The 12087-nt window shown below is 72.7% G+C and carries 8 protein-coding genes; 6 read left to right on the plus strand and 2 right to left on the minus strand.

The window, feature by feature from the left end; genetic code table 11:
* Positions 1–73: 73 nt before the first annotated feature.
* The 5 genes from AMYBE_RS0121835 to AMYBE_RS0121855 are packed head-to-tail and all read left to right on the plus strand — an operon-like array spanning position 74 to position 7501.
* Positions 74–4024, plus strand: coding sequence for a type VII secretion protein EccC (locus tag AMYBE_RS0121835; RefSeq protein ID WP_020661518.1), 3951 nt, complete (start codon positions 74–76; stop codon positions 4022–4024).
* Positions 4025–4053: 29 nt separating this feature from the next.
* Complete coding sequence (locus AMYBE_RS0121840; RefSeq protein WP_020661519.1) at positions 4054–4410, plus strand: hypothetical protein; 357 nt, start codon at positions 4054–4056, stop codon at positions 4408–4410.
* Positions 4411–4419: 9 nt separating this feature from the next.
* Positions 4420–5796, plus strand: coding sequence for a hypothetical protein (locus AMYBE_RS0121845; RefSeq protein WP_027927880.1), 1377 nt, complete (start codon positions 4420–4422; stop codon positions 5794–5796).
* 9 nt (positions 5797–5805) lie between these two features.
* On the plus strand, positions 5806–6282 hold the full coding sequence (locus tag AMYBE_RS42115; RefSeq protein WP_020661520.1) for a hypothetical protein: 477 nt from the start codon (positions 5806–5808) through the stop codon (positions 6280–6282).
* Between the two features lie 10 nt (positions 6283–6292).
* Positions 6293–7501, plus strand: coding sequence for a hypothetical protein (locus AMYBE_RS0121855; protein WP_020661521.1), 1209 nt, complete (start codon positions 6293–6295; stop codon positions 7499–7501).
* A 194-nt stretch (positions 7502–7695) separates the two neighbouring features.
* Here the strand turns inward: AMYBE_RS0121855 and eccB are convergent, their stop codons facing one another.
* Together eccB and eccD are read right to left on the minus strand one after the other, a co-directional pair.
* Positions 7696–9126: a type VII secretion protein EccB gene (eccB, locus tag AMYBE_RS0121860; RefSeq protein WP_020661522.1), complete on the minus strand. Its 1431-nt coding sequence runs from the start codon at positions 9124–9126 to the stop codon at positions 7696–7698.
* A gap of 3 nt (positions 9127–9129) precedes the next feature.
* On the minus strand, positions 9130–10506 hold the full coding sequence (gene eccD, locus AMYBE_RS0121865) for a type VII secretion integral membrane protein EccD (protein WP_020661523.1): 1377 nt from the start codon (positions 10504–10506) through the stop codon (positions 9130–9132).
* Between the two features lie 101 nt (positions 10507–10607).
* On the opposite strand from eccD, the gene AMYBE_RS0121870 reads away from it, so the two are divergent.
* Positions 10608–12044, plus strand: a complete 1437-nt coding sequence (locus AMYBE_RS0121870; protein ID WP_034289026.1) for a serine/threonine protein kinase — start codon at positions 10608–10610, stop codon at positions 12042–12044.
* The last annotated feature ends 43 nt before the right edge of the window (positions 12045–12087 follow it).

Genomic DNA, 12087 nt, shown 5'->3' on the forward strand with positions numbered 1-12087 from the left:
CGCCGGAAACCGGCGCGCGTCTGGTTCCGGTCATCGCCCCCACCAGGCCGCTCCGGGCGGGGACGCTCGTGGGGTGGCGACAATCGTGGTTAAGCGGCCGGCGCGCCGGCCTTCGCCGGAGCTGCCCTCCGGCGAGCTGATCCTGCAGGCGCCGCCGGAGATCCCGGCGCCGCCGGCGCGGCAGTGGGCACAGCTGCTCATGGTCCTGCCGATGGCCGGCACGACCGGGGCGATGATGCTGATGTTCTCCGGCTCGGCCGGCGGGTCGATCCGCTACGCGGTCTACGGACTGATGGGCGTCGGCATGCTCGGCATGGTCGTGATGGGACTGCTGCAGGGCGGCGGCCCGAGCCGCCGGGAGATGGGGCACGCGCGTCGCAAGTACCTGCGGCACCTGGCCCAGCACCGGCTGCGGCTGCGCCGTTCGGTGCGCCGCCAGCGCGAAGCGATGGAGTACCTGCACCCGGACCCCGCGTCGCTGTGGTCGCTGGCCGCGAGCTACCGGTTGTGGGAGCGGCGCAAGGACGACCCGGACTTCGGCGTCGCACGGATCGGCCGCGGCGCGCAAGGCCCGGCGACCACGCTGGTCGCGCCGGACACCAAGCCGCTCGAGGAGCTCGAACCGCTGTCCGCGCTCGCGTTGCGCCGCTTCATCACCGCCTACAGCACCGTCGACCGGCTGCCGCTGGCCGTCGCGGTCAACGGGTTCAGCCGGATCCACCTGCGCGCCGACCGGGCGGCCGCGCTCGGCCTGCTGCGCGCGATGCTGGCCCAGCTGGCCACCTTGCAGTCGCCGGACGACCTGCGGATCGCGGTGTGCCTGTCCGACGACCGGCGCGGCGACTGGGACTGGGTCAAGTGGCTCCCGCACGCGCTGCACCCGGAACGCTCCGACGCGCTCGGCCCGCTTCGCCTGGTGGCGCCCACGATTCCGGCGCTGGAGTCGGTCCTGGAAGAGGAGCTGGCCAAGCGGCCCCGGTTCGACCCGGACTCCGACGGCCGGGTCCCCGGCCCGCATCTGGTGGTGATCCTCGACGGCGGTTCGGTCGCCGGTTCCGATCACCTGATGACCGGCGGCGGGGTCGAGGGCGTCACCGTCGTGGACCTGACCACCATGCCGCCGCGTGCGCTCGACCGGACCACCGTCGTGCTCGCGGTGGACGCGGACGGCGACCTGATCAGCGAAACGATCGACGGCGAGGCCCCGCTCGGCCGCGCCGACGCGCTGGGTCCCCGCGCGGCGGAAGGGCTGGCGCGGCAGCTCGCCCCGTTGCGGTTGACGGTCGGCCGGGGCGGCGAGGCGCCGATGACCGCCGAGCTGGGCCTGGCCGAACTGCTGGAGCTCGGCGATCCGTACGCGTTCGACCCGGCCGACCACTGGGTGCCCCGGCCGAACCGCGACCGGCTGCGCGTCAAGTTCGGCATCCAAGCCGACGGGACCCCGATCGAGATCGACCTCAAGGAGTCCGCGCAGGACGGCATGGGCCCGCACGGACTGCTGATCGGGGCGACCGGGTCCGGCAAGTCGGAGCTGCTGCGCACCCTGGTGCTGGCGCTGGCGGTCACCCACCCGCCGAACTCGCTGAACTTCGCGCTGGTCGACTTCAAGGGCGGGGCCACCTTCGCCCGGCTCGACGCGCTGCCGCACACCAGCGCCGTGATCACGAACCTGGCCGACGAACTGCACCTCGTCGACCGGATGACCGACGCGATCAACGGCGAGCTGATCCGCCGGCAGGAGCTGCTGCGCGCGGCCGGGAACTTCTCTTCCCTGCGGGACTACGAAAAGGCGCGGGTCGCCGGCGCCCCGCTGCCCGAGGTGCCGACGCTGCTGGTGATCTGCGACGAGTTCTCCGAGCTGCTGTCGGCCAAGCCCGACTTCATCGACATGTTCGTCCAGATAGGACGCGTCGGCCGCTCGCTCGGCGTGCACCTGCTGCTCGCCTCGCAACGGCTCGAAGAGGGCCGGCTGCGCGGGCTGGAAAGCCACCTGTCCTACCGGGTCGGGCTGCGCACCTTCTCCGAGATGGAAAGCCGGGCGGTGCTCGGGCATCCGGAGGCGTTCCGGCTGCCGCGCGCGCCCGGGCACGGGTTCCTGAAGGTCGGCACCGACCAGCTCGACCGGTTCCGCTCGGCTTACGTCTCCGGCGTCTACCAGCAGGCCGCCACCGGCGCCGGGATCGCGGCCGCCCCTGCGAACCAGCTGGTACTGCAGGAATACACGACCGGTTATGTGGCCGCCGAGCTGGAAACCGGCGACGCCGAGCCCGAACCCGCCGACAGCCCGGCCACCGGCGAAACCCTGCTGGACATCCTGGTCGACCGGCTGGAGAACCAAGGCTCCCCGGCCCACCAGGTGTGGCTGCCTCCGCTCGCGGACTCGCCGACGCTGGACGAACTCGTCGCGCCACTGAGCGCGGATCCCGTGCGCGGGCTGTCCGCCGGCGCGCTCCGGCCGGTGCTGGGCATCGTGGACCGGCCGTTCGAACAGCGCCGCGACCCGCTGGTGCTCGACCTGTCCGGCGCCGCCGGGCACGTGCTGGTGCTCGGCGCGCCGCAGAGCGGCAAGAGCACCGCGTTGCGCACGCTCATCACGAGTCTCGCGCTCAGTCACACGCCGCGCGAAGTGCAGTTCTACTGCCTGGACTTCGGCGGCGGCACGCTCGCCTCGATCGGCGGGCTGCCGCACGTCGGCGGAGTTTCCGGCCGGCTGGACACCGGTGCCGTGCGCCGCACCGTCGCCGAGGTGGCGACTCTGCTGGCGCGGCGGGAACGGCTGTTCGCCGAACACCGGATCGACGGCATCGCCACCTACCGCAAGCTGCGGGCCGAAGGCCAGTTCGCCGACCAGCCGTACGGCGACGTGTTCCTGGTCGTCGACGGGTGGCAGACGCTGCGCAACGACTTCGCCGAACTGGAGGAGACGATCAGCGACATCACCGCGCGCGGCCTCTCCTACGGCGTGCACGTCGTGGCCAGTGGCGCCCGCTCGTTCGAGCTGCGGATGAACATCCGGGACTTGTTCGGCAGCAAGCTGGAGCTCAAGCTGGGCGATCCGATCGACTCGATGATCGACCGGCGGGCCGCGATGAGCGTGCCCGCCGCCGCGCCCGGCCGCGGGATTTCCCCGAGCGGGCACCAGATGCTGATGGCACTGCCGCGCATCGACGGGGTCCCGGCGGGCGACCGCCTCGCCGAGGGGCTCGGCGCGCTCGTCGAAAGCGTCGCGGCGGCCTGGCCCGGCCAGCCGGCGCCGTCCGTCCGGCTGCTGCCCGCGCTGCTCGGATACGACGAACTTCCCGCCGCCGACGCCCGGACCGGCGACGACGCCGGGCTCGCGGTCGGCATCCACGAGCACGACCTTTCGCCGCTGCGCCTGGATTTCGCCGCCGATCCGCACTTCCTGCTGCTGGCCGACGCGCAGAGCGGCAAGACCGCGTTCCTGCGGACGCTCGCCAAGCGGATCCAGCATGCCTACTCGCCCGCCGAAGCCCGCATCCTGGTGATCGACCACCGCCGCGGCCTGCTCGGCGAAGTCGCCGACGAGTACCTGCTCGGCTACGGCGTCAACGACGAGCACAGCGGCGGCATGATCGCCGAAACCGCCGAAGCGCTGACCAAACGGCTTCCCGGCCCGGACGTCACGCCCGAGCAGCTGCGAGCGCGGAACTGGTGGCAGGGACCGGAAATCTTCGTCCTGGTGGACGACTACGACATGGTCGCCACGCACAAGGCGCACCCGCTGATGGCGTTGCTGCCGCTCGCCGCGCAAGCCGGCGACATCGGCCTGCACGTCGTGCTGGCCCGGCGCACCGGCGGTGCCGGGCGCGGGCTGTTCGAACCGTTCCTCGGCCGGCTCCGCGAAGTCGGCACCCCCGGCCTGATGATGTCCGGCGACCGCGACGAAGGCCCGCTGCTCGGCGGCATGCGCGCCCAGGTGCTGCCTCCCGGCCGCGGCTGGCTGATCGACCGCCGCGGCGGCAAGGGCCTGGTCCAGATCGCCTGGCATTCCCCCGCTGCCTGAACATCGCTGCCAGAGAAAGGAGACGAACCATGAGCGACATCGACGGCGACACCGACGCGATGCGGGAATTCTCGAAGGCGCTGCTGGGCAGCCTGGACCTGAATCCGGTCCTCCCCTCGATCCACCGCGACCGCACGACCCCGTGCCAGGGCGGTCTCGGCACGCCCTGGTGCGACGACCTCACGGCGGCGGACAACGCCAGCATGGAGGCCCTGCACCTGTTCCTCACGCAGGTGGAGGAGGGCTTCAAGCTCTACAGCTCGTTCGTGCATCAAACCGCGAGGGCCTACACGGCCGCCGACGAACTGGCGCGCAACGAATTTCTCGCAAGACTCGATTCCGCGCACGGCGACGACTCCGTCATCGACCCCAAATTCGGCCGTTAGGAGACGGAAGTGGGCAGTCCCTTCGAACCCTGCACTGTCGAGTCCGTCATCGACGACATCTGGAAACAACTCACCGTGGAACGGGACGTCCACATCCCGAAGCTGGCCGCGTCGGCTCAAATGTGGCGCGCCGCGCGAAGCTGGATCTCGTCGCAGGCGTCGCGCCTTGTCACCGAGGCGGAGAAGCTGACTGCGGCCGACCGCTGGCCGGATGCGGCCGGACAGGCTTTCCTGCAACGAGCCACGCGCGACACCGTCGCCATGTACTCGTGGGTCGACCGGTCCGGAATCACCGGCGCCATGCTGTCCCACGGGGTGCCGGTCGCATCGGGCCCGTCGTCGGCACAGATCTTCGACAGCCTCGACGTGCTGTCCAGGGGGATCTTCGACGCCCAGGCCAAAGTAGAGAAATTGCGCGACGACTACCGCAAGATGTCCGATGAGGACAAGACGAAGCATCTCGGCGAAACCTACAGCCAGATCGTCAGCCAGCTGGATGCTCTGCAGCCGAAGTACGAAGCCGCGGCTGCCGCGTTGAAAGGCGCCCAGGGCCAGCCGTGGAAAGGGCCGCGCGGCGTGTCTCCGGAGCAGGCGGGTCCGTCGGCGGGTCCCGGCCCGGCGACCGCGCCGGGACCCGCTACGCCGACGTCCGCGCAGCCCGCCCCCGGTCCGGCCGCCCCGGTGTCACCGTCCACTCCGGACAGTCCGAACGCGACCGACCCGTGGAAGGCGGCGCTGGAAGAGGCACCGAACGCGCTGGACGCCGCGAGCCAGGCACTCGCCGGGCTGCAGCAGCTGACCGGCGGCGGAGCCGACGCACCGAGCCCGACCAGCCCGCCCAGCCTGAGCGATCTGGGATCCCTTACCCCGCACCAGGTCGCGGACCGGCTCAGCGCTCTCGGCGACTCCGGCCTGCCGAGCCTCGCCAGCGCGGGCGGGCCGGTCGGCGGCGGGCTCTCCTCTGCGGCACCGGTTCCGACTCCGCTTTCGATGTCGGTGCCCGCTACCGCCGACCTCGGGACCACAGCGACGACGGCGGCGGCCCTGACCGCCGGAGCCGGGCTCAGCTCCTCCGGTGCCGCGGCTGCCGCTTCGAGCCCGGGGATGATGCCGCAGACGCCGGCGAACGGCACCCGCGCGGGGAAAGCCGCGAGCGAGATCAAGCCCGGCGACGCCGAGTACCCGGTCAGCCGGTCCCGGAGCGGCAAAACCGCTGGTACGCCTGGCGTTCCGTTGATGGGACGCGCCGGACGGCGCAGCACCAAACCGAACTCGCCGGCGCCTCGGCGCTGGGAACCCGGGCCCGACACCGTGCAGCTGCTGGACGAGGAGCTGTGGCAGCCGGGAAAGCAGGAGAGCGCGCCGAAGCACCGCGCCGGACACTAAGGAGGGGCAATGTCCACATCGAACATCGACGGCGACACCGAAGCGATGAGCGCCTACGCCGGTCAGCTCACCGCGCCCGCGATGCCACCGTCGCTGGCCCGGCTCGGCACACCGCCGGACCTGACCGGGCTGTTCGAGGGCATCGCGATGTCGGTGCTCGACAAGGCGGCGACCGCGACGATGAGCGCGCTGCTGGCCAAGCTCACCGAAGACATGGTCACCGACACCGCGACCGTCAAGGCGGCCGCGGCCGGGTACACCGCCGCCGACGTCGCGAGTGCGCTCACGCTGGCGACCTCGGCCACGAAGGTCATCAAGCAGGGCGTCGACCTGCTCAAGAAGACGACGAGTTCGATGTCGGGCTCGGGCTCAGGCTCGGCGTCGGGCTCGGTGTCGACGTCCGGTTCGACGCCGCCCGTCCATTCCGCCGGGACCGCCGTGCCCATCACCGGGGGCGCCGCGAGCGTTCTCCCGAAGAGCGTCTGAGGAGAGAACCATGGTCGTGCCCTACAACCTGTTTCCCATCGAGATGCACCGCGACATGGTCCAGGCCGAGGTCAAGAAGATCCCGGTGCTCATGGACGCGGCGAAAATGTGGACCGAATGCCGGGCCTGGATCGACGCGGCGAGCGCGGAGCTGAACACCCGCGTCGGGCAGCTGAGCCCGGAGTGGCGAGACAGCGCCGGGCGCAGCCACGAGGAGAAGGCGCAGCGGTCGCTGGCCGAGCTGAAAATGTGGGGAGAGCGGATCGACGCGGCGCAGCCGGCCCAGACGCTGACCACGCTCGCCGGGTCGATCTCGGCCGCGTGTGCGGAAGTGCTTTCCTCCTACGCGATCTATCAGGCGGCGGACTTGTTCCCGCCGACCGCGGCCGCGGTCAAACTCGGCGCGTGGCAGGCTTCGGCGACCTCGATGAACATCCTCGCCGGGCACTTCGACGTGTCGATGCTGAAGGTCGTCGCCGCGTCGGGCATGCAGAACCCCGGCGACCTGCTGCCCTCGGCGAAGGAAACCGCGGAGGGCAACTCCCCGGCGGACTTCGTCAAGGCCGCCGAGGCCGGGATGAACGCGCTCACCGAAGTGCAGGGCCTCGCCGAGTCAGCGGGCCTCGGCAGCGGCGGGAGCAGCGGCGCTTCCTACGCCGGTCCGTCCGGTCTCGACACTTCCGCCTTGGGCAACTCGCCGGGCCTCACCCTGGCCGGGCTGTCCCCGGCGGCGGCGCTCCCGATGGCCGGTGCCGCGCTCGGCGGTCTCGGCGGCGGCGCGGGCACTGCACCGGTGGCTTCCGGGCTGCCGGGCTTCCTCGGCGCGGCAAGCGGCCTGGCCGGGATTCCGACGCTGGCCAAGCCGGTGACCGGAAAACGCGCGCCCAGCCTGGCGTCCGAGATCCGGGCCGGGACCGCCACCCCGGCCGTCGCGAAGTCCGCGGGCAGCTCGGTGCCGCCGATGATGCCGCCGCAGACCGGCAAGGGCGCGTCGGCCGGCACGCTGCGGCCGAGCTCGTCCGCCCAGCCGACCGGCCGGTCCGGCGGCAGCCGCCGCCCGGCCGAAGCCGCCGACGGCGTTCCGGCGAAGCTGCGCGGCCGATCGGCCAACGCCAACGCGGACGCGGGTTTCACCCTGCCCGCCCGCCGCCGCGCCGGCGAAGCCGAGTCCGACTCGGTGCAGCTCCTCGACGAGGAACTCTGGCAGTCCGGGCGCTGACCGAGAGTCGGTCCGCGAACCGGCCCTCCCGGCTTCCGCCGGGAGGGCCACTTGGGCGACTGCGGACGCTGCACCAACGCACGACGAGAGCTGGTCCGTGAAGGGCCCCTTGAGGGAATCCAAGTCCCTCAAGGGGCCCTTCACGGACCAACGACCAGCGGGCCAGTGGCAGCGGGTCAGCGGCAGCGGCCGGGTCAGCGCTCCGTCTGGTTGCGGGCAGCCGCCGGGTCCAGGCCCGGGCCTTCCGGCAGCCGGGCCACCAGGCCTGCTGGCAGCCGCACGACGTGGTCCGTGGAGTAGCCCAGCATCTTCAGCACGTCCGGCGCCGACAGCGAGTACCGCCGCCCCAGGTCCGTCACCAGCGTCAGGGTGCCTGACGGAGACTGCGCCGACGGCATCGCCTCGACGATCGCGGCGCTGCCCGGCGGCACGTAGACGCGGTCCGCCAGCGGGGTTCCGGTCGACGAGCGGCGGCTGGTGGCTGCCATCGGGTCGGCTGGGGGCAGCGACGGGTCAACAGTGAGACGGGGCGCGGACGCTCCGGGCGCGAAGGTCGCGCAGACGGTGGCTTCCCGGTCGCGGGGCCGTGCGATCTGCGGACGGCTGGCCGGGGCCGCGCCCGCGGTGTCGTCGGCTGGGTCGAGGCGGTGGGAGGTCGTCGCGAGGGACGGGGGCAGAGCGATCGGCGTCGGGTCGCTGCCGGCATACGCGGCGGTCGTCTGGGCCGCTGCTCGCTGGATGTCGTATTGCAGCGGGGAAATCGGGCGCAGCGCGGTTTCCTCCGCCAAGTAGTACTGCCGCCCGCCGCCTGAAGGTTCCACGACCAGCAGCATTCCGGCGCGCAGGTCGGAGCGGCCGGGCACCGCGGTGGACGGTGCGCCCGGCTGGGCTACGGGGATCGGCCCGATCGGCGCGCCCTCGGGCAGGACGTCCAGCCAAGCCCGGCCGACTCGGGCCCACGGCTCGGCGGTCAGTGCGAGTCCGGTGCCGACCGCGCTGTAGTCGTCGATCCGGTGCCGGCGCCCGTGCCAGATGAGGTACCGGTCGCCGTTCGTGACCAGTTCGGCCAGCAGCGCCTGGTCCCCCGTTTCCGCGCCGCCGGCCGGGTTGGCGCCGGCGAGCAGCACCGATTCCTCGATCCGGCTGCCCGCGACGTCGCTGGCCGGCGACGAACACAGCGACCACGAACCGGACAGCAGGTGATCGGCGCCGGGCAGAGCGTCCGGCGCGTCCGGGATGCCGATCCGCGGCCCGCGCGGGACTCCGGCGAGGGACTCCCGCGATACCTGTTCAGTGGCTTTGTGATCGCCGAGCAGCAGGAGCGCGGAGGTGTAGTTCGCGACCGGGTGCAGCCGTCCGTCGAGGTAGACGTAGCGGGTGCCGGTCTCCTTCTCCACGATCACCGCGGAATCCTGCTTCCACGACGTCTTCCCTCCCGGCACGATCATCCCGTACACCCCGACCGCCGCGAGCGACACGATGCCGAGGGCGACCCCGGCGAACGTCGCGCTGCCGGTACGGCGGAACGGCGGCTGCTCCGGATCGGTCTCGCGGGTGACGAGCGCGGATGTCGCCCGCTGCACGAGGAACTGGTACGCCTGCAGCTGATCCCGTTTCGACGCCATCGCTCAGCCCCCCAGCCCGCGCACCACGGCGTACAGGTCGAGCACCCAGCACACCATCGGCACGATCGCGACCATCAGCAGGATTTCGAAGTACTCCGCGAACCGGCCGAGGTAGGGATTCGCGCGCCGGGTGCTGAGCAGGACGCCGGCGGCGATCGCGCCCGCCGCCGCCGCGAACGCCAGCGGTCCGGCGGGCAGCAACGCGCCGTCCGTGGCCAGCGGTCCCAGCGCGAGACAGCCGAGCCCGAACATTCCCCCCAGCAGCAAGGAAACCCGTTGCCGCAAGATCGGGTACAACCGGGCGCGCAGCAGAAAACCCAGTGCCAGCACGGAAACCAGCATCACCGGGGCGGTGCCGCCGGCTCGGATCAGCACCGCCTGGCAGTACCCGGTCACCACCGCCGTCCCGGCCAGCAGACCGGTGAGCAGCCCGTCCGCTCGCGCCACCGCGCTGTGCACAAGCGGCAGCGGCGGCTGCGGCTCGTCCCGGACCAGGTCCGCCGTGCTGCGCGGCAGCACCGGCATCGGCACCCGCGCGAGCCGAAGAGCGAGCGGCGCGAAAGCGCCGGACAGCGCCAGCAAGCCGCCGCCGACGACCGCTGCGGCGCGGTATCCGGCGAGGTCGTCGAACGTAGCCAGCCAGCCACCGAGGACGGCGAGCAGCCCGACCGTGGCCGCGGCGGTGAACAACGCCGGTGCGGCGGCCACGCCGAGCCGGCCCGCGAGCGCGGCGGTCAGCAGCGCCGCACCCGCCAGCACGAGGTGTCCAGCAGACAGGTCGGTGATCGGGGCTTGCCCGGCCAGGACCAGCCCACCGCCGACGAACGCATAAGGCAGGGCGGACGCGGCGAGCACCGCGCCCGCGGCGGCGTCCCGCATCGCGCGCGCCAGCACCGCTCCGGCGATCAGCAACAGAACCGCGGCAGTCAGCGCCCACCACGCCGGGCCGGGCCACGGCGGCCCGGCCCGGAGCACCACGACCAGCCCGAGCAGCAGTGCGGCGGCACCGGCGGACAGCCCGGCCACCCGGGTGTGCCGCGGGCCCCAGGCCCGGCCGGTGTGGCCGGAACCGGTGGCGATGGCGTCGACCAAGTCGTCGTATTCCAGCTCGGGCCAGTCCGTCCGGCGCGGGGTCAAGTGCAGGATCTCGCCGTCGCGCACCCGGTGCGCGCCGAGAGTCCGGTCGAGGTCGAAGGCCGTCCCGTCAGCCCGGCGCAACGACCAGCCGCCGCCGGGGACGCCGTCGTCGGCCAGCCCTTCGCCCGCGCGGGCTAGCAGCCCGGGCAGGATTTCGGCGACGGCGGCGTGTTCTGGCAGCGCGATGTCGATGCGCCGGTGCGGGGTGGCGACGGTGAGTCTGACAAGGCCGGCGGTCTGCATGGCAGCAGCCTCGGCCACCAGCCGCGCCGATGGACGGCGACGGCAGGAACCGGCCGCGCGAAACCGCCCTTCGCCCGGCCTTCGTGCGAGACAATGACGGCATGAGGATCGAGACCGCCGCTGTCGACCTGCTCGCCCACGGCCCGATCGCCACTCTCTACGCGATCCGGGCAGCCGGCGAGGCGGTCAAGGTGTTCCCGGGCCCGTTCGACCGCGACACCTCCGCGGGCGTCGAACGCGAACGCAAGGCGCTCGCCTCCGCCGGACCGGTGCCCTCGATCCTGCCCGCCTTGGGCGTGGTGGAGTGCCCTGACGGGCGCGCGGGCCTCCGGATGGAACTGTGCGCGGGTTCGCTGGGCGGGTTGCTCGCGTCCGGTGCCCGGTTGCCCGGAGAGGTCGTGCTGACACTGGGCACCGCGGTCGCTTCCGCGCTGGCCGGCGCCCACCGAGCGGGGGTCCTGCACGGCGGGGTGACTCCGGAGAACGTGCTCTACCGCGCGTCCGGCGATTTCGTCCTCGCCGATTTCGGACAGACCCTGCGCCGCCGGTTCCCGCGCGACCCGATGCGCTCGGTGGAGTACACCGCCCCGGAAACCCTGCGCGACGACACGATTTCCGCCGCGTCCGACCTCTACGGACTGGGCGCGGTGCTCTACACCGCGCTGACCGGGGCACCGCCGTTCCCGCGCCGGACCGGGCAGCAGCCCGGCGAGCGGATCCTGCAGGTTTTGCGCGAACCGGTCGCCCCGATCCGCGGCGCGGACGTGCCGGCCGGGCTGTCCGATGTGGTCACCCGGCTGCTGGCCAAGGATCCGGACGACCGGCCGGCGGACGCGGCGGCCGTCGTGGCGCTGCTGGAAAACCTGCGCCGGGGTGTGGTTCCCGCGAGTGCCGCCGCCGAACCCGTCGCGCCGGAGCCGGCGCCCGTTGACGAGCCGGAACCGGAAGCAGCCGACGTCGAGTTCGACGATTTCGCCGAGATCCCGCCCGCGACGCCGCCGTCCGTGGCGGCCCCGGCCCCGGCCGCCGGAGTGGAAACGCCGCCGAACCCGAGCGGGCGCACGCTGATCCGCACGTTCGGCGGTCCGGCCGAATCCGCCCAGCGCACGGGTTCGCCGGCGCGGCGCCGCGCCGCGCTTTCGGCGGGGGCCGGTCTCGTCGTCGCGGGCTTGGCCGTGCTGCCCTTCTTCACCAGGCCGGACGAGGTCGTCGGCCATCCGTTCCCGGTAGCGCTGGCCGCGCCGCCGGCGGACACCGCGGCCGGCCCGGTCCCGGACGTCCATCTGGCCCTGGCCCAGCCCGCCGACCTCGGCAACCGCGTCCGGCTGACCTGGCAGGCCGACGGCGACCTCGACTTCGCCGTGGTGGTGGCGGGCGAGCGGATCGACACCATGGTGCTCGTCGCGCACCGGCAGCACGCGATGGAGGTGCCGATCGATCCGGCCCGCCGCTACTGCTTCCAGATCCGGGCCACCGACGGCAAGCACATCTACAGCAGCACGCCGGTACCGATCCGCGGCGGTCACTGCACCCTGTAACGCCCCGCCTGCCGGACCTGCGACGGTTTTCGGCTTGCCCGAA

This window comes from Amycolatopsis benzoatilytica AK 16/65, from assembly GCF_000383915.1.
Classification (GTDB): Bacteria; Actinomycetota; Actinomycetes; order Mycobacteriales; family Pseudonocardiaceae; genus Amycolatopsis; species Amycolatopsis benzoatilytica.

Bases quoted from the DNA above. Each gene is read 5' to 3' on its own strand.
- AMYBE_RS0121840 (WP_020661519.1), top strand. From the start codon at position 4,054: ATGAGCGACATCGACGGCGACACCGACGCGATGCGGGAATTCTCGAAG.
- AMYBE_RS42115 (WP_020661520.1), top strand. From the start codon at position 5,806: ATGTCCACATCGAACATCGACGGCGACACCGAAGCGATGAGCGCCTAC.
- AMYBE_RS0121855 (WP_020661521.1), top strand. From the start codon at position 6,293: ATGGTCGTGCCCTACAACCTGTTTCCCATCGAGATGCACCGCGACATG.
- eccB (WP_020661522.1), bottom strand. From the start codon at position 9,126: ATGGCGTCGAAACGGGATCAGCTGCAGGCGTACCAGTTCCTCGTGCAG.
- eccD (WP_020661523.1), bottom strand. From the start codon at position 10,506: ATGCAGACCGCCGGCCTTGTCAGACTCACCGTCGCCACCCCGCACCGG.
- AMYBE_RS0121870 (WP_034289026.1), top strand. From the start codon at position 10,608: ATGAGGATCGAGACCGCCGCTGTCGACCTGCTCGCCCACGGCCCGATC.